The sequence below is a fragment of the Microvirga sp. 2TAF3 genome (assembly GCF_052114965.1).
GTDB lineage: Bacteria > Pseudomonadota > Alphaproteobacteria > Rhizobiales > Beijerinckiaceae > Microvirga.
Genome location: NZ_JBFRFT010000009.1, coordinates 147,648 through 165,889, shown reverse-complemented (window position 1 = coordinate 165,889; position 18,242 = coordinate 147,648). Strand labels below are relative to the sequence as shown.

The 18,242-nt window shown below is 61.0% G+C and carries 12 protein-coding genes and 4 pseudogenes; 9 read left to right on the top strand and 7 right to left on the bottom strand.

The features are described 5' to 3' along the window. Positions 1-1,109 precede the first annotated feature (1,109 nt). Positions 1,110-2,158 (bottom strand): annotated as a pseudogene (locus AB4Y97_RS11600) (IS110 family transposase). 269 nt (positions 2,159-2,427) lie between these two features. Between AB4Y97_RS11600 and AB4Y97_RS11595 the strand changes: the two are divergent. Further along, positions 2,428-4,974: an excinuclease ABC subunit A gene (locus AB4Y97_RS11595; protein WP_441999198.1), complete on the top strand. Its 2,547-nt coding sequence runs from the start codon at positions 2,428-2,430 to the stop codon at positions 4,972-4,974. A gap of 596 nt (positions 4,975-5,570) precedes the next feature. Here the strand turns inward: AB4Y97_RS11595 and AB4Y97_RS11590 are convergent. Then, positions 5,571-5,834 (bottom strand): annotated as a pseudogene (locus AB4Y97_RS11590) (L,D-transpeptidase); the annotation flags it as partial. 14 nt (positions 5,835-5,848) lie between these two features. On the opposite strand from AB4Y97_RS11590, the gene AB4Y97_RS11585 reads away from it, so the two are divergent. Both AB4Y97_RS11585 and AB4Y97_RS11580 read left to right on the top strand, forming a co-directional pair. Then, positions 5,849-6,091 carry an oxidoreductase gene (locus AB4Y97_RS11585; RefSeq protein WP_441999197.1) on the top strand — a complete coding sequence of 81 codons (243 nt, stop codon included), beginning with the start codon at positions 5,849-5,851 and terminating at the stop codon, positions 6,089-6,091. A 44-nt stretch (positions 6,092-6,135) separates the two neighbouring features. After that, positions 6,136-6,876, top strand: coding sequence for an SDR family oxidoreductase (locus tag AB4Y97_RS11580; protein ID WP_441999196.1), 741 nt, complete (start codon positions 6,136-6,138; stop codon positions 6,874-6,876). 124 nt (positions 6,877-7,000) lie between these two features. Here AB4Y97_RS11580 and AB4Y97_RS11575 read toward each other — a convergent pair whose 3' ends face one another. After that, entirely contained in the window at positions 7,001-7,624 is a 624-nt protein-coding gene (locus AB4Y97_RS11575; protein ID WP_441999195.1) for a short chain dehydrogenase, read from the bottom strand. A 564-nt stretch (positions 7,625-8,188) separates the two neighbouring features. Here AB4Y97_RS11575 and AB4Y97_RS11570 point away from each other — a divergent pair. From AB4Y97_RS11570 to AB4Y97_RS11560, 3 genes are all read left to right on the top strand, one after another. After that, a complete protein-coding gene (locus AB4Y97_RS11570) occupies positions 8,189-9,457 on the top strand; it encodes a low temperature requirement protein A (RefSeq protein ID WP_441999194.1) in 1,269 nt (422 codons plus the stop codon). 87 nt (positions 9,458-9,544) lie between these two features. Further along, complete coding sequence (locus tag AB4Y97_RS11565; protein ID WP_441999193.1) at positions 9,545-9,805, top strand: transposase; 261 nt, start codon at positions 9,545-9,547, stop codon at positions 9,803-9,805. Positions 9,806-9,962: 157 nt separating this feature from the next. Then, a complete protein-coding gene (locus tag AB4Y97_RS11560) occupies positions 9,963-10,592 on the top strand; it encodes a hypothetical protein (RefSeq protein ID WP_441999192.1) in 630 nt (209 codons plus the stop codon). A 197-nt stretch (positions 10,593-10,789) separates the two neighbouring features. On the opposite strand, the pseudogene AB4Y97_RS11555 reads toward AB4Y97_RS11560, so the two are convergent. Further along, positions 10,790-11,728 (bottom strand): annotated as a pseudogene (locus tag AB4Y97_RS11555) (FAD-dependent oxidoreductase); the annotation flags it as partial. Between the two features lie 32 nt (positions 11,729-11,760). After that, positions 11,761-13,311, bottom strand: coding sequence for an aldehyde dehydrogenase family protein (locus tag AB4Y97_RS11550; protein ID WP_441999191.1), 1,551 nt, complete (start codon positions 13,309-13,311; stop codon positions 11,761-11,763). A 178-nt stretch (positions 13,312-13,489) separates the two neighbouring features. Between AB4Y97_RS11550 and AB4Y97_RS11545 the strand changes: the two genes are divergently transcribed. Both AB4Y97_RS11545 and AB4Y97_RS11540 read left to right on the top strand, forming a co-directional pair. Then, the gene (locus AB4Y97_RS11545) at positions 13,490-14,050 is read left to right on the top strand and encodes a BON domain-containing protein (RefSeq protein WP_441999190.1); all 561 of its coding nucleotides are present in this window, start codon (positions 13,490-13,492) and stop codon (positions 14,048-14,050) included. Beyond that, entirely contained in the window at positions 13,972-14,142 is a 171-nt protein-coding gene (locus AB4Y97_RS11540) for a BON domain-containing protein (RefSeq protein ID WP_441999189.1), read from the top strand. Before AB4Y97_RS11545 ends, AB4Y97_RS11540 begins: the two co-directional genes overlap by 79 nt. Before the next feature lie 639 nt (positions 14,143-14,781). Here the strand turns inward: AB4Y97_RS11540 and AB4Y97_RS11535 are convergent. Beyond that, complete coding sequence (locus AB4Y97_RS11535) at positions 14,782-15,630, bottom strand: aldo/keto reductase (RefSeq protein ID WP_441999188.1); 849 nt, start codon at positions 15,628-15,630, stop codon at positions 14,782-14,784. A 294-nt stretch (positions 15,631-15,924) separates the two neighbouring features. Continuing rightward, positions 15,925-16,530 carry an Hsp20/alpha crystallin family protein gene (locus tag AB4Y97_RS11530; RefSeq protein WP_441999187.1) on the bottom strand — a complete coding sequence of 202 codons (606 nt, stop codon included), beginning with the start codon at positions 16,528-16,530 and terminating at the stop codon, positions 15,925-15,927. 520 nt (positions 16,531-17,050) lie between these two features. Between AB4Y97_RS11530 and AB4Y97_RS11525 the strand changes: the two are divergent. Beyond that, a pseudogene (locus AB4Y97_RS11525) lies at positions 17,051-18,227 on the top strand (IS3 family transposase). Positions 18,228-18,242 lie beyond the last annotated feature (15 nt).

Sequence of the window (18,242 nt, the reverse complement as noted above, 5' to 3'; positions counted from 1 at the left end):
AGCTTTTGGTCGGGACCCCTTCGCGGAGGGCATTATGGCCAGCGGTCATGAGCACCGCAGCAACAGGTCGAACACATGGCCGCACCGACCAACCTTGCAGCAGCGTTCAACAAAACCCTTGCCAACGGGGAGCCGTCCACACATGGCACATTCCGGACCTTGGCCGAACTTCCGTTTTCGAGCTGAACGCGATTGCAGATTAAGCCGGTATCACGCACACCGGCCTGTCGCGCCATAACCGAACTGGGTGGTTTAGGGCAGAGATTGCAGGCAAAGTTGGAGGCCTAAAGGCCCTTTGGATATCCCGGAACATCTGCCAGAGAATAGCTATCCGGAAATTGGCACAAGAAATCAGACACTTAGGAGCCCACGCCCTTAAGAGAAAAGATTTGAAATTTCATAGATTTAGATAGTGGCGGTGGAGACAGTCACCTGCGAACCTGTCTCCATGGCGAATTCCCTGTTTTCAGCGAAATTACTGGTAAATCCATCCAACTAGACTGCTCCTGACCGACCTTCTCATAAAACTATATAGCTATAACAACAATTTAAACTCTTACTCCCTGTATGAAATAACAGGGAATAGTCCTGCATGAACAGGGAACTATCCTGAGCGGAACAGGCTGCCTAAATTTATGAAAAAGGAGTCTAGTTTCGAGCCCTCCACTGGGTGCTGAATTGAGGGCCCTGAGCCTAAATCTCTGGTCATCATACTGATGCATCTGAAGCCGGCGAGCCTCTGCGTGGCATGCCCATGAAAGCACTCAGGCGATCTCAATGAGCTTCCGCATTGTGGAGGCAAATGGACCTTCATGGAGCGTTACGGATTTCCGCTTCTGACCCGGATGTATGGACCGGCCGTGCGTCGCAAAAGGCTTTGGAGATGGCGAGGTTGGTCTTGCGCTAATGTATCCGGCCCTTGCGGAGCAACGCTCCTGGCCATCATGGATATCCGCGCGCATTCAGTCTCATAAGCGGATCGGCCCGTTATGGCCCACCGGGTCACCAGAGCATGAATGCGACGGCGCGACCGTTCTCCATCTCGTCTTCCTCTCGCAGACCTCGGCGAGCTCCAAACCAGCTTGTGGCAGGGGGAGGCGATACTGCCCTTACCCCGCCACAGCGGCAGTTCGTGGTTCATAGATGCGGTTCTGGCTCAGCACGCTCCAAGCAATCCGAGCGAGCTTGTTGGCCAAAGCTGCCGCGAGCACGTTGGTGCAGCCGTGTCGAAGCAGCCGTAAGCTAGTTCCCGAAACTGTGCTGGCGCCACTTGGCCGGCCAAAGCAGGAGTACGCGGGCGGCCTGAACCAGCAAGGATCGCAGATAGCTGTTGCCGCGCTTCGACAGGCGGCCCAGGATCGTGCGGTCACCCGTCGAGGTTTGCTTTGGCACCAGCCCGAGCCACGCGCCGAAATCGCGCCCTCGGCTAAAGGCGGCTCCGTTGCCAATGGCGGCCACCATGGCACTGGCGATGATCGGCCCCACGCCCGGCACGCTCATCAGGCGCTGGCAGGCCTCATCCGCCGCCACGAGCGCCTCAATCTCCTCGGTCACCGCATCAATGCGCTCATCCAGGTGACGCCAGTCCTGCACCAGGCCTTCGATCAGGCGCGATCCGCGGGGTGAGGACATCGGTGCGGTTGGCGAGGATATCCGGCAGGGCCTGGCGCAGCGAACGCAGCCCCCGGCGAACGGCGATGCCGCGCTCCAGCAGGAAGGTGCGGATCTGGTTGATCACCGCTGTCCGCTGGCTCACCAGGCGCGAGCGGACGCGGTGCAGGACTTGCAGGTCGAGCTGTTCGACCGTCTTGATCGGCACGAAATGCATGGTGGGGCGGAGCACCGCCTCGGCGATGGCTTCGGCATCGCGGAAGTCGTTCTTGTGGCTTTTGCGGAAGGGCTTCACGAACTGCGCTGGGATCAGCTTCACGTCATGGCCGAGAGCCAGCAACTGGCGACTGAGATGATGGGCTCCGACGCAAGCTTCCATGCCGATCAGGCAGGAGGGCATATTGGCAAGGCGCTGCTCCACCTGCCCGCGGGAGAGCTTCTGGCGCAGGACAATGGCGCCGCGAGCGTCCAGACCGATCAGTTGGAAGCTGTTCTTGCCGATGTCGATGCCAAGGGTGGCAACGTGCTGAAGCGGAGCTTTGGGCATGGCTCAGATCCTCGTGCTGGGCGCTCCTGATGGAGGGTGCGCCGGTAAGCACGGCCGGTCCATCCCATTAGCTGACGTTAGCCGGTTCGGGACCATATGCCTTGTGCGCAACACAGTCTCCATGACAGTCCTGGCGCTGAACGACAGGACCTGTTTCCGGCGAGCATGCCCTTAGCGGTTCCGCCACGCGGAGTCGAAAACCATTCCTCTGGCGGGAGCGTCGGATCGCCCTAGATCATCGCGGGTCCGATATCTCGCCGAGCCACGCAATGCCAGAGAAAAGCAAATTCCGATCTCCGACGCCCGTGCGGGACGGAACTGGGTTTGTGCGTGTGCGTGGCGCGCGAGAGCACAATCTCAAGAACATCGATCTCGATATTCCGCGCGATGCCCTAGTTGTTTTCACAGGCGTGTCCGGCTCGGGAAAGTCTTCGCTGGCCTTCGGAACCCTATATGCCGAGGCGCAACGGCGATATCTGGAGTCGGTGTCGCCCTATGCCAGGCGACTGTTCCATCAGATGCCCGTCCCGGATGTGGACGACATCGATGGTCTTCCACCCGCCGTCGCGCTTCAGCAGCAGCGCGGATCGCCGACCACGCGCTCCTCCGTGGGCAGTGTCACGACTTTATCCAACCTCTTGCGCATGCTTTATTCCCGCGCCGGAGACTATCCGCGCGGCCAGGCGATCCTCTATGCCGAGTCGTTCTCACCCAATACCCCCGAGGGTGCCTGTCCCCGGTGCCATGGCCTCGGCCGGGTTTATGAGGTCACCGAGCGATCGATGGTGCCTGACGACACGCTGACCATTCGCGAGCGGGCGATTGCCGCTTGGCCGACCGCTTGGCATGGTCAGAACCTGCGCGACATCGCGACCACGCTCGGCTTCGACGTCGATCGTCCCTGGCGGGATCTGCCCAAGAAGGGCCGCAACTGGCTGCTCTTCACGGACGAGCAGCCGACCGTTCCGGTCTATCCCGGATTCACGCAGCAGGAGGTTCGGCGCGCGCTTAAGCGCAAGGAGGAACCTGCCTATCAGGGTACGTTCACGAGCGCCAAGCGCCATGTGTTGCACACCTTCGCCAATACGCAGAGCCCGCTGATGAAGCGGCGCGTGGCGCAATACATGGTGAGCACCGAATGCCCGCTCTGCCACGGCAAGCGCCTGCGCCCCGAGTCCCTGGCCGTCAAGTTCGCGGGACTGGACATCGCCGACATGTCCAGCCTCCCGCTCGCCCGCCTCTCCGACATCTTTCGCCCCTATGCGGATGGGACGGCCTCACGAATGGAAAAGATCGAGGCGGAGCATCCGGAAAAGGCGGTAGTCGCGCAGCGCATCGCCCAAGATCTTGTCGCCCGGATCAGCGTCATGCTCGATCTCGGGCTCGGCTATCTCGCCATCGAACGGAGCACCCCGACGCTTTCGCCCGGCGAACTCCAACGGCTGCGGCTCGCCACGCAGGTGCGCTCGAACCTGTTCGGTGTGGTCTACGTGCTCGACGAGCCATCGGCCGGTCTCCACCCGGCGGATACGGAGGCACTGCTGAATGCGCTCAGGCAACTGAAGGCGTCCGGGAATTCGCAGTTCGTGGTCGAGCATAATCTCGATGTCATCCGTCATGCCGACTGGATCGTCGACGTTGGCCCTGGCGCGGGAGAGCAGGGGGGCTTCGTGCTGTATAGCGGTCCATCGGACGGGCTCAGGCAGGTCGAGGCCTCGCAGACACGGCGCTTCCTGTTCGGCGAATGTCCTATCCCTTCTCGGGAGCCGCGCCTACCGAAAGACTGGCTGCGCCTCGCCGGCGTCACGCGCAACAATCTGGATGGGCTCGATGTCGCATTTCCCTTGGGCGTGTTCACGACCGTCACGGGGGTATCCGGCTCCGGCAAGTCGAGCTTGGTCAGCCAAGCCCTGGTCGAACTGGTCGCGGAACATCTCGGCCATGACATCTCTGCGCAGGAGGAAGAGGGGGAGGAGCTCGAACGGGCGGCGGTCATTCCCGCCGGCGGCCGGGTTGTCAGCGGCATGAAAGGGATCAAGCGCCTGGTGCGGGTCGATCAGAAGCCGATCGGGCGCACGCCGCGTTCGAATCTCGCCACCTATACTGGCCTTTTCGATCATGTCCGAAAACTGTTTGCCGCAACCAAGCAGGCACGCGCCCATCGCTACGATGCGGGACGCTTTTCCTTCAACGTCGCCAAGGGACGTTGTCCCCATTGCGAAGGTGAAGGCTTCGTGATGGTGGAGCTGCTGTTCCTGCCGAGCGTCTATGCACCCTGCCCGACCTGTCATGGAGCGCGGTACAACGCCGAAACGCTCAAGATCAAATATCGCGATAAGTCCATCGCCGACGTACTCGGAATGACAGTCGATGCGGCCTGGGAGTTCTTCGCCGACGCGCCGCATCTGCATCGGTCCCTCACGATCGTGCGCGAGGTGGGTTTGGGCTATCTGCGGCTTGGCCAACCCGCGACCGAATTGTCCGGAGGGGAGGCACAGCGGATCAAGCTTGCGACCGAGCTGCAGCGAATCCAGCGCGGCGATACGCTCTACGTCCTCGACGAGCCGACCACCGGATTGCATCCTGCCGATGTGGAAAGGCTTGTGGCTCAGCTCGATGGGCTCGTCGAAGCTGGCAACACCGTCATCGTGGTCGAGCACGACATGCGTGTCGCAGCGAGAAGCGACTGGGTCATGGATCTTGGTCCGGGAGCCGGTGACGAGGGCGGACGGGTGGTTGCATCGGGGCCGCCAGTCGAAGTGGCAAAAGCATCAGGCAGCCGGACGGCGCCTTATTTGGCGTATGCACTCGCTTGATCCGGAGCTGCCTTTAGCAGATCTGAGGCATATGGCTTGTGTACAGCACAATCCCGGCAGCGGGGTTAACGCCACCGGGTCCGCGAGCGTTCGTCAATATTCGTACTCACATTGGGCCGGGCAGAGCGGCCGTATAAACGAGCTCTTTACTGCCTCACCGATCCGAATGCCGATGGCAGCCTTCGAATATGCTCAAACGACACTTTATCCGGTTCCGGAAATGCGCTTAGGCGCAAGCGGTGACGATGGCCTCACACGTGTTCTTGCTCGTCTCAGATCGGGTTCGAGAGTAGAATTCCCAAGCGGCTGGGGGCTTAGACCCGAGAGGGAGAAGGCCCATGACCTGCAAGGTGCATCACATGCCTAGCAACCCATGGCTACCCCAGGCCATTACAGTCCTGCTGGTCGGAACCGTCCTATCAATGGGATTGCCCTGGCTGGCGAAGGCCAAATGACGGCAGGAGAAGCCGCCAAGCGGTTCTGGGTGTCCTGCTTGCGGAGCGCTGAACGTCAGCCTGTCAGGTATGGCTGTTGGCATGGTCCGCACGTGCAAGGGTTAACTGCTGGCAATTGAAACAAAATCCCATCCCGGCGCGTCAGTTCAAGACCACAACCTTGGTGCCGATCCGGGTTCGGTTGTAAAGGTCGACGACGTCAGCATTGGTCATCCGAATACACCCGGACGAAACCGCATAACCGATGGTCTCCGGCTCATTGGAACCGTAAATCCGGCACATGGAGGAGCCAAGGTATAGCGCGCAGGCGCCCAGCGGGTTGCCCAGGCCACCTTCCATGTAGCGCGAGAGATCAGGGCGCCGCCGCCGCATCGCGGCCGGAGGGCTCCAGGCGGGCCACTCCCGATGCGGCGGACCGGGTGAAGAAGGCCTTCGGTGGCCGGGTGATCTCGGCCGGCGGCTATGTCCGCGAGACTGCCGCTGGTGCCATTGCCGAAGGGCGCGCCGACGCCATCGCGTTCGGTCAGCTGTTCATCGCCAACCCCGATCTGCCGGAGCGGCTGCGAACAGCCGCCCCTCTCGATCGTTACCATCGGCCGACCTTCTACGGCGGCGATGCACGCGGTTACACCGACTACCCGGCGTTGAGCGCTTCGGCCTGAGGCCGGGCCTTTCCTGTCAGTACGGAGATCATAAAGGAAATCACATGTCAGGAATCCAGGACAAGATTGTCGTGATCACCGGGGCCAGCAGTGGCCTGGGAGAAACCACCGCACGCCATCTTGCAGCCTCGGGCGCGACGGTCGTTCTCGGAGCTCGCCGCGTGGATCGGCTTGAGGCGCTGGCCGGCGAGATCACCGCTTCGGGTGGTAAAGCTAAGGCCTTTGCCACCGATGTCACGAAGCGGAGTGATGTCGAGGCTCTCGTCCAAGAAGCGGTTGATGCCTACGGACGGGTCGATGTGATCATCAACAATGCAGGTCTGATGGCTATCGCCCCCATGGCTCAGCTCAAGGTGGATGAATGGGACCGGATGATCGACATCAACATCAAGGGCGTGCTCTACGGCATCGCGGCGGCCCTGCCGGTGTTCCAGCGGCAGAACAGCGGCCACTTCATCAACATCTCCTCGGCGGCCGGGATCAAGGTCTTCAGTCCTGGCGGTACCGTGTATAGCGGCACGAAGTTCGCCGTGCGGGCGATTTCCGAGGGGCTGCGTCATGAGATCGGCGGGGCCATCCGCACGACCATCATCTCGCCCGGTGCGGTCGAGTCGGAGTTGAAGCACGGCAGCTCGGATCCCGACAGTGTCAAAGCCGTCGGGGAGTTTTACCAACAAGCCATCCCGTCGGACTCTGTGGCAAGAGCGATCGCTTTCGCGATCGAGCAACCAGCCGATGTTGACATCAACGAGATCGTGCTGCGCCCCACCTCTCAGGAGTTCTGAACCCGAGTGATCTGAGCCCATCGCTGCTCATGCGCCGTTTTCAATGAGACGTCGCATGAGTCCAGTTCTGTCAGCGCATGTGGCTTCGGCGGACCCTCCTTAGGCCTACGGCAAGTCGGGCCACCTAGCCCGCTGCGCTCGCCTCAGATGCGAAGGTGCGGGCGTCGAAGACCTTACCCCTGTCCTGACCTTCGACGCTCTGCACATAGGCCCTAGCAACTTGGACTGCCGGCATGCCGCCGGACGAATCCATGCCCATGGCGGCAAGGGTCTCGCTGACCCAGGGCGGGCTCACCACGTTGACCCGGATGTTGCGCGGCCGTTCCAGGGCAGCCGCTGCGGCGAACCCCTCGATGCCAGAGTTCACCAGGCTGATGGCGGCGCTGCCGGGCATCGGCTCCCGGGCGAGGATGCCGCTTGTGAGAGTGAATGAGCCTCCCTCGTTGATATGGCGCAAGCCGATTCGCACCAGGTTGACCTGGCCCATCAACTTGTTGGTGAGGCTGAGCTGAAAGTCCTCATCTGTGAGATCCGGCAGCGGCTTGAAGGCGGCCTGACCGGCCGCGCTGACAAGCGCATCGAACGGTCCGATGGCCTGGAACAGGCGCTCAATGGAATCCCTGGAGGCGAGGTCCACCCGGAGCTCGCCCTTCGAGTGCGACACGGGGATGATCTCGTGGCGGCCTGAGAGAATCTCGGCGACTGCCCGACCGATGGTGCCGGTCGCGCCGACAATGACAACTTTCATGATCTTCTCCTGCCCCGGATCAAGGCTGACCGGGCGGTCGTGATATAGGCGATGCAGGCTAAGCGGAATAGCGCCTGTCCGCAGGCGCAGCATAGAACAGACGACAGTAGATGTTTGGACAATTAGCTTCTAAACGCTTGGCACGGGATGGCGGACAGAATGTCCGCCGCTCAGTATGGACGGAACTGGGACAAGGGTCGGCTCTTGGCACCTCTGCGACCAAAGCTCGAGGGCAGCAATGCTTGCGTAACCAGACGTTGCTCTAGTTCCGCGAATTTCACTGCCTGATCCACTTCGGACCTTCTCAAGCGTGTGAGTTGTTGGCTGGATGGTATAGTCTCGCGGGGTGACCAAGCCTCACTAGGGCATTGATCCCAAGCGGGGGCACTTTTGGGATCGCTCCGATGTTCCAAGTTCGTTTCAGATCTTAACTACGAAACTCTTCGGGCACTGGTAGAGACCCTGACCGAAAGTGTCCTAGCGGCGTCACTCATGAAACGAGAAATGAGCCGCGCCTAATGTTGCGACCCTCGTCGCTCTCCGACCACCAACGAAAGGCTAAGCGTGAGCACGATACCGCCTAGCGCCGAAGCCCTCCGCCATCACTCCCGGCAGATGCGCGGACGCGACCCGCACGAGGCGCACCGCGTCGCGACCCCGCTCGAACTGCTGTTCGACCTGACCTTCGTGACCGCGTTCGGACTCGCGGCCTCCCAATTTGCCCACGCGCAGGCGGAGGGCCATTACGCGGCTGCCCTGTTCGGCTTTGGCTTTGCGAGCTTCGCCATCTGCTGGGCCTGGATCAATTTCTCATGGTTCGCCTCGGCCTATGACACCGACGATTGGCTTTTCCGGGTCATCACCATGGTGCAGATGACCGGTGTGCTGGTCCTGGCGATCGGCCTACCGCGCATGTTCGCCTCCATTGAGCACGGCCAACACCTTGACAATTCGGTCATGGTGCTCGGCTATGTGATCATGCGCGCTGCCATGGTGTTCCAGTGGCTGCGTGCGGCCAAGCAGGATCCCGCCCGGCGCCGCGCCTGCCTTACCTATGCCGTCGCCATCTCGCTCGCCCAACTCGGCTGGGCGGTGCTGATCTTTGTCGATCTCTCGCTTGGCATGACCTTCATCCTTATCTGCACCCTCGCACTCATTGAACTGGCGGGGCCCGTCATCGCTGAGCACAAGGATGGGGGCACACCCTGGCACGCCTATCACATCGCGGAGCGCTACAGCCTGTTCGCTATCATTGCGCTGGGCGAGGGGGGCGTGGGCACGGTCGCGACGCTGTCGGCCGTGATTGAAGAACAGGGCTGGACTGCGGATGCGGCGCTGGTCTGCATCGCTGGCAGCGGGCTCACCTTCGGCATGTGGTGGGTCTATTACCTGCTGCCCTCCGCGCAGATACTCCACGCTCATCGCAATCGGGCCTTCGTCTGGGGCTACGGCCAGATAATGATCGTCGCCTCCATCGTCGCGACCGGCGCCGGGCTGGATGTCGCAGCCTATTTCATCGAGAACAAGACCCAGATCGGCCCGCTTGCGACCGTGCTTAGCGTCGCCATCCCGGTCAGCGTCTTTCTCGGATCGATTTATGGGCTCTACACCTATCTCCTCGACCGTTTCGATCCTTTTCATGTTTGGCTGCTGATCGCGACTGCAGCGGTCGTGGCGCTCGCCGTCATTGCGGCGCTTGCCGGCACCGATATGGCGGTTTGCCTTGTAATCCTCATGCTGGCGCCGGCCGTCACAGTTGTCGGTTATGAAATGCTGGGATACCGCCACCAGGCAGAGGCGCTCGCGCAAGAGGACCACCGGACGGTGCATTAATGATCAGCCTTGATGCACGAATAGGTGACTTGGTAACCCAAACCGAGTGACATAGGAGGACTGCGCCCTTCATGTCGGATATTCGCTGTGCCGTTCAAAGCCAATGCCGCCCGCCGGCACCGCATTCCCAAGCAGCGGCACCGGGTGCTGAATTGGTCAGCGTACGATGCTGCCCTGCGCCAGCGCGGAAGCCTCATGGTCTGGTTCTCTGAGGAGGCGATTGCAGCCTGGCGGGCCGAGCCCCGCACCACACGAGGCGGTCAGCCGCACTACTCGGCTCTCGCGATCAGGACGGCATTGACCCTGCGGACGGTGTTCCGGCTGGTGATCCGCCACCGAAGAGGCTGACAGACCATCCGGTAACGGTGTTGCTTTCGCGGTCTCCGGCAGTCAGGCGGCTTGCCCGGCTCCCGTCCCACGCCATCTAGCCTGGGGGCAACTGGATGTGTCGCGCAATAGAAGCGGCTCCGGAGACATCTCTTCACAGTCCCTGACGGAGGCGATCTTGTCGCCTGACTGGATCTCGGCGGTGGGCAATCTCATGACAGGCCTAGCGGCCGTCGTCGCCGGCTGGGCCGGCGTCCGCGGGCTCAATGCCTGGCGGACCGAGACGGTCGGCCGGCGCAAGACTGAGCTCGCCGAGGAGGTGCTGGCAGGGTTCTACCGGGCCAGGGATATCCTAACATGGGCGCGCTTTCCCGCTTCGGATGACAACGACGTTGGAGAGGATGATCGCCCTGGAGCGAGACCGGAGGACGAGGAGCTTGAACGGGGCGAGATCTTCACGCCCGTCGACCGCCTGACCAAGGAGAGCCAACTGTTTTCCGACCTCCAAGCGAGTCGGTACCGCTTCATGGCCTATTTTGGAGAGGAGGCCGCCCGGCCCTTCGAGGAGATCCGGGCCATTCACAGTGAGGTCATAGACTCGGCCCATAACCTGATCCGCACCTACGGCCAGGAGTCGACGGGCTCGGAGGAAGCGAGGCGCAACCAATGGGAAGCGGCGATTGGCTGGGGCGAAGGGAACCGTGACACTCTCAAGAAGCGGCTCGACCTAGCGGTGAAGGCCATCGAGCAGACTTGCCGTCCCCTGATTGAGGAGCGCCATAAAACGCGCCGCAATGGTCTCGTTTGAGGCCTTTGGACATATTCACACTGGCCCGGAAATTGTGCCTGTGTGATTAGCTGGGGCAAGCTGGCGTTCATCAGCCTCGCGCTCTCCGCTCCCTTGTCGTAGGCGGTGGCACAGATGCAATTGAAAGAACGGTGTGAATTTGGGCTACCGCCGCTGCTCCCTCATCAATTGCGGCGCCGACGCGCTTACGGCACTAACGAGCAATCGAGGCCGACTGCTTCAGCCGGGATCACCATCTCGGCGCCGAATTTCTGCGCTTGTACGAAGGCGCGCGCTATAAGCTCCCGGCCGGGGATGCCGGTGGGAAATCCCAGATAGTTCTCGATCCGGGCGCTCTCGCCGGCTTGGCCGCCAAAGGCAACGCCATCCAGGACAATGACCGATAACCCCTCCGATGCTGCATAGACCGCCGTCGCGAGACCGGCAGGGCCCGCACCGACGATCACGACGTCATAGGTCCGATTTGGCGCATCGACGGGCACCATGCCGAGCGCCTGCGCCAGAGCCCGCTCGCTCGGATTCTTGAGGATCGTCCCCTTGGGGCACACGGCGAGGGGGAGATCCTTCGGGTTCGGCGCGTAGCGCTCGACGAGGGTCGCCGCATCACGGTCGCGGGCCGGATCGAGCACCTGGCACGGATAGCCGTTGCGGGCCAGGAAACCTTGCAGGCGAACCACGTCAGGATGGGTTTCGGGACCAATCAGGACCGGACCGCCTGCGCCGGTTTCGATCAGTACGACCCGTCTGAGAATGAGCGCCCGCATGATCCTGTCCCCCAGCTTGGCCTCGGCGATCAGGAGACTCCGGAGGTTATCGGGCGGAATGAGCAGCGCCTCCACATCGCCGGTGGCGTGAACGTCGACCAGCGACGGGCGGCCGGACAATTGCCCCACCTCCGCGACGAAATCGCCGGGTCCCAGTTCGACAATGGGGGCGAGACGTCCCAGAGGATCGCGCCGGGTGACCCTGACCGAACCGGAAATGAGAACGAACATGCCCGGAGCATTGTCGCCCGTGACGAAAAGCGGCTCGCCTGCAGCGTAGTGCCTGGTCTCGCCGAAGCGGCGCAGGCGCTCAATCTCATCGGGACCGAATTTCGGAAACATCTGCTCGTCGCGAGGATCAATGGATGACATGGGAAGCCTTGCTTCTCAACAGTGTGAACAACTCACGACCACGGGCCCTGGACGGCATCCGCCGTCCAGGGGAAACGGCGCGGAACATGCTGAACCGTCAACCATTGGTCGGTTGTGAAGGCCTCTATGGCCCAGGTGCCGTTGAACCGGCCTATCCCGGAATTCTTTTCCCCACCGAAGGGGCTGTTCGGCAGATCGACGACGCTCTGATCGTTGACATGCGCCATGCCGACCTGAAGGTTTCGGGCGAAACGCCTCCCGCGTTCGACATCGCCCGCGAACACGGCGCCCGCGAGGCCATACTGGGTCGCGTTGGCAAGTCTCAGGGCCTCGTCCTCACCTCGGGCGCGGATAATGGGGGCGACGGGTCCGAAGAGTTCGTCCCGCGCCAGATCCATATCGTTGGTTACGTCCGCGAAGACATGGGGCGGCAGAACAAGCCCCTGCGGTTCCCCGCCGACCACCTGCCTCGCACCTGCCTCCGGTGCCTTGCGGATCTGCTCGATGAGTCGATTGAGCTGAGACTCATTGATGATCGGCCCGATAAACGTGTCTGGCTCGTCAGGGTCGCCGACCTTGAGGTTCCTGACCCGCTCGACGAAAAGCTCGAGGAACCGGTCGTGGACATGGTCGTCCACAATGATCCGGTTGACGGCGATACAGATCTGCCCCTGATGCAGGAACTTGCCGAAAAGAGCGGCTTCAACGGCCGCTTCCAGATCGGCGTCCTCGAGCACGACAAAGGGACCGTTTCCGCCGAGCTCCAGTTCGACACGCTTGATGATCTCGGCCTTGGCAGCCAGTTCGGCGATCTGGCGGCCGACGGCCGTCGAGCCGGTGAACGAAATCACACGCGGAACAGGGTGTGTGACAAAGGCCTCGCCGATTTCGCTGCCGGCGCCAACGACGATGCTGAGGAGGCCAGCCGGCAGACCTGCCTCCTCGAATATTTTCGCGAGGAGCGACCCCCCCGTGACCGGTGTATCGCTGGCAGGTTTCACGACAACCGCATTGCCGACTGCCAGAGCCGGCGCGACTGATCGGGTGGAGAGATGGAGGGGCCAGTTCCACGGGCTGATCATGCCGACCACGCCGACCGGCTTGCGCCGGACCTGTCCCTCCTTGCCTCGGATATCGGTAGGCAGGATAGGTGCTTCCGTGAGATACGGCGCCGCGGTGGCCCACTCCAGAATCGCGTGGGTTGATGCCCATTCGAGGTTCGCCTTGAGGCGGGTGCTGCCCGCCTCACGGATCAGCCAGGATATAATCTCCTCCCGCCGAACTTCCAGGATCTCCGCTGCACGGCGCATGACAGCTGCGCGGATGCTTGGAAGTTCGGTCGCCCATACCTCCTGCGTGGCGGCAGCCAGGCGATAAGCCGCTTCGAGATCATCGCGGTCTCCCTGGCGGATCTGGAGCAACTCCGCTCCGTCATAGGGATCTCGATCGACAAGAATACGGCTTGAATGGCCGGGACGCCATTCGCCGGCGATCGGAAGACGATCGAAGCCTGAATACGATTGCGGCTTCTCCACGGACGCTTCTTGATGCGGGCTCGTTGTCATGCCGGCTGGGGCAGCCATGTGCTATCTCCTGATCCAGAATAGCGTTCGTCTGACATGCTGCCACCGTATCCTTCGCGCGCACTGACGCAGGTCAGGGCATCTGCGTCTGCCGGCTTCAAAATCGGTGCTCTTCTACCTCGTGCACTTCTGTCGGAGAGCACACGTTTTGATCTCAACAGGTACCGGGAGGACAGCCATGAGGCCGGACGATGACATCAAACGGGATGTAGAGGCGGAACTACGGTGGGACCCAGATCTTGGAGATGCCGATATCGCGGTGGCGGTGAAGGATGGCGTGGTTACGCTGACCGGCTTCGTCCGACGCATGAGGCAGCCGCGGGACGCGGAGGATGCAGCAAAACACGTGGCTGGCGTACTGGGAGTGGCCAACGATATCGAGGTGCGTTGGCCCTTGATCCATCCAAGGCCTGACCCCGAGATCGCGCGTGACGTCGTCACTCAAATTCAAGACGAGCTGCCAATCCCATGGGAGCAGATCCGTCTGACCGTTCAGGAGGGGTGGGTTACTCTCGAAGGTGCCGTCGAGTGGCATTATCAGCGAGAAAACATTGAAATCGCAGTGCTTGGAGTGAGAGGCGTCAAAGGGATCAAAAACTTGATTCAGATCAAGCCCGCGTTGAGCCCGGCAATATCAGGCAGGAGATTGAAAGGGCATTCATGCGCAGCGCCGAGATTGACGCCAATCGCATCACCGTCAAGGTGGAGGGCAGGGAGGTCATTCTCACCGGCATCGTGAGATCGTGGGCCGATCGCGAAGAGGCCGAACGGACGGCTTGGCGGGCTCCCGGGGTGGCGAAGGTCGATAACCGGATCGTCATCGGGGCGTAGGATACACCGGGTGTCCTGTCAGTCCAGCTCTCGCACCTGGCCTCGTCTTGTGCCGGCAAAGCCGTCTGGCTTGTCTGACATTGGGATATCCGGCTTGAAATCTCACATGCCCTGACAACGGTCAGAGAGAGCTGGTGCCGGTTGTATTATGGTGGTTGCTATGACTGGATGGGTTGTCTCGATCTCCACATTAGAAGGCAGGCTGCCAGAATTGCGTCTTTTTGCTGTTGGCGAATCCGATCCAGCCGATGCTATCGAAGCTGTCGAGAAGGATACGAGCGCTGGCGATGATCTGCGCGCCCGCATCGTCTCGCCCCTCTCACCTCAAACGGAGGTCGCTCTCGGGCTAGTCCCTGGAGAAGTGATGGAGATAACATCCTGAGTGTGACCTTCCTGATCGGTGGCGCTCAGGGTACGACGCATACATGCTCTACAGACAGGTGTCCGCCGTTAATGATTGCCGCTTGATTGCATCACAATCAGCATGACTGAAAGGACAGAAGGGCAGGGGTCCTGAAGATGTATCTGGATCTGCCCTTAACGAACTGATCGCATCAACGAACCAACACGAAACCGTGTCCTATAAAGCGGCCATGCCCTTCATGTGTCATCCGGAAGCCTAGAGAGCATCCACACACTTTATATCATCTCAAGAGGTTTTTTCGAGATCGGGGGTGGGAACCACCGGTCCAGATCGGCGAGATCTTGTGCGGTCAAACGAAGGTCGAGCGCCGCTCGGTTCTCCCGCACGTGAACCGGCGATCCTGTCCGTGGAATCGCACAGACGTTGTCCAGCCGTAGCACCCATGCAAGAGCGACTTGTGCTTGGGTCGTACCAGGATGTCTGTCGGCAGTCTCTCGAAGCCCCGGATGATTCAGCAGGCGTCCTTGCTCGATTGGAGAGTAAGCCATAATGGGAAGGCCGAATTTTCGGCACCAGGGCAGAAGGTCGAACTCGATGCCGCGCCGGGTCAGGTTGTAGAGCACTTGATCAGTCACCACAGCATCGCCACCTCTCGTTGCCGCAAGGTCTTCCATGTCGTTGACATCAAAGTTGCTGACGCCCCAATGCCGGATCCTACCGGCGGCCATCAGGATTTCGAAAGCCTCGATTGTCTCCGCGATTGGGACCTGCCCACGCCAGTGCAGGAGATAAAGATCAATCCGATCAGTTGCCAAGCGCTTGAGGCTGCGCTCGCAGGCCGAGAGAGTCCCTTTGCGCGTGGCATGCTGCGGAAGAACTTTGCTGACGAGGAAAACCTCCTCCCGGCGGCCGTCGATCGCTTCTCCAACCAGCCTCTCCGCGGCCCCATCACCATACATCTCGGCTGTGTCAATCAGCGTCAGTCCAAGATCAAGCCCCAGGCGTAGAGCTGCAATCTCATTGTCACGCTTGTTGGGGTCCTCTCCCAAATACCAGGTTCCTTGCCCGAGCTTGGGGATCGCCTCGCCCGACGGGAGCTTGATGCTATGATGTGCCTCTGCCATTAAAATAATATACCATATCCAGTGTGACAGGGACGATGAATAACCGCGGCGGCTAGTGCAGCGGCGTCATCGCCATACAACTCCTATCGTGCGCCATCGGTCGTCCCGAGAGCGGCGGCATCACGTGTCCTCCGGGGCCGATTCCAGCAGTCTCCCTGGGACCAAAATCGCCCAACAAAAGCATGCCACACAATTAGGATGGCCTTATCAAAAACAGGGAACGGATCCGATCCGCGTGTTGCATTCTGCCACAACGATCAAGTCGTTGACGGGACACGGCCTCCTCCTGCTATTTCAGTTGGTCTTCTGAGAGCTTGAGCTGCTCTGAGTGCTCTGGGACCCTCGAGCCGGACCGTCCTGTTCACCAGAGATGCCCTGCTGTGAACCCTGGTTCAAGCGGCCTTGCACCTGGATGCGCTGAGAGCGTTGCTGCGTTTGCGCCTTAGGGATCGTGATGGTGAGGACCCCGTTATCGAACCGAGCCTGGACCTGATCCCCAGCGACTGGGAAGCGCAGTTGCAGCGTGCGCAGGAAGGTGCCGAATACTCGCTCGTTTACATGGTAGCTCTGGCTATCCTCCTCGCGCTCGATCTGCTTCTGCGCACGGATCATGAGCATATCGTCGGTAACCGTCACCTCAACGTCATCCTCTTTGACCCCGGGCATCTCTGCAGTGATCCGGATTTCCTTATCTGTCTCGCTCACGTCGATCTGAGGCATCAAGGTTCGGACGCTGTGCCGCACCCCGGCGGAGGACAATCCACCGCCTCCTTCGGAGGCATCTTCAAACAAGCGGTTCATGTCACGATACAGCGCAAGAATGGGTGTGAGCAGCGGACTGCCGAAACCGCGGTCTGAAATACTGCCTGGGCGGGAAGGGAGGTTGTGTCCCCGTGCCATGGTTCGGCTCCTTTGCCGGTTAAGGAACAGGCCTGCGTCTGAATCAAGTGTTGTTGCCGCTAAACTTTCTTCAGCATTGCATTCAAATGGCGAAGAAGGCGGCTCGGATGTCGGCAACGGTCGGATCTATTCTATCGGTCCAGTAGACCTGCATGCCGACCCGTCTGCCCTGATCCAGATCAGTTTCTCTTGTTTTTAGACCCGGCATTGCTGCGATTGCGGCAATGCCGTTGCCCTCTCCCAATCACCGGTGGAAATCCGTTGGCGTTCTATTCGCTTGGCCATGCCGGTGCCACAGACGGTTGCCGAGCCCGCGCTCCATTCCATCCGACGGCTCGGACATCCGCTGGCACAACAGAATGGGACGGTTGCCCTTGGCCATTCCAACTGGGAAGACTGAGCGCATCATCGATCATTGGCTCGACAGTCGGGCATGTTGGAGCCCTTATCCACCTGGCCTGCCTCCACAAAAGTGGTCCTCCCTGATGTATGGCTTTTGAGCCGAATGGAGGACGAAAGAATGAGCAAGAAGAGACACACGGCCGAGGAGGTCGTCGCGAAGCTGCGGCAGGTGGACGTGCTGACGGCGCAGGGACGACCGGTGGCGGAAGCTGTCCGGTCGATAGGCGTGACGGAAGTTACGTACTATCGGTGGCGCCAGGAATACGGCGGTCTCAAAGGGGGCCAGGCCAGGCGCTTGAAGGAGCTCGAGGCCGAGAACGCGAGGCTGCGTCGCGCGGTGTCCGACCTGACCCTCGACAAGATGATCCTGGCGGAGGCTGCCAAGGGAAACTTCTGAGCCCCGCCCGTCGCCGCGCCTGTGTGGATCATGTGATCGCGGAGCTGGGCCTGTCGGAGAGACGGGTTTGCCGGGTTCTCGGCCAACATCGCTCCACACAGCGCAAGATCCCGACAACAGCCGATGACGAGGCGGCATTGACCGCCGACATCGTCGCGCTTGCCCTCCAGTACGGACGCTACGGCTACCGGCGGATCGCCGCTCTGCTGCGGGATGCCGGCTGGATGGTAAACATCAAACGGGTCGAACGGATCTGGCGACGGGAGGGGCTGAAGGTTCCGCAAAAGCAGCCGAAGAAGGGACGGCTCTGGCTCAATGACGGCTCGTGCATCCGCCTCCGGCCCGAGTATCCCAATCACGTTTGGTCCTACGACTTCGTCGAGGATCGCACGCATAACGGGCGCAGGTTCCGCATGCTCAACGTCATCGATGAGTTCACCCGCGAATGCATCGCGATCCGCGTCAGCCGGAAGCTGAAGGCCGTCGATGTCATCGACGTGCTTTCGGACTTGTTCATCCTGCGCGGGGTCCCGGGCCACATTCGATCCGATAACGGTCCGGAATTTATCGCCCGAGCAGTTCGCGATTGGATCAACGCGGGGTCGGGACCAAAACGGCCTATATCGAGCCGGGGAGCCCGTGGGAGAACGGCTATTGTGAAAGCTTCAATGCGAAACTTCGCGACGAACTCCTCAACGGAGAGATGTTCTACACGCTGAAGGAGGCCCAGATCGTGATCGAAAGCTGGCGGCGCCACTACAATACCGTTCGCCCGCATTCTGCGCTCGGCTACAAACCACCCGCACCCGAGGTGGTGCAATGGCCGGCTGCGCAACCCCAGCCAGCTCCGCCTGCCACCCCAACCGTAGCGCCACGACCAATCATCCACTACCATTGATCCAGGACCACCTCG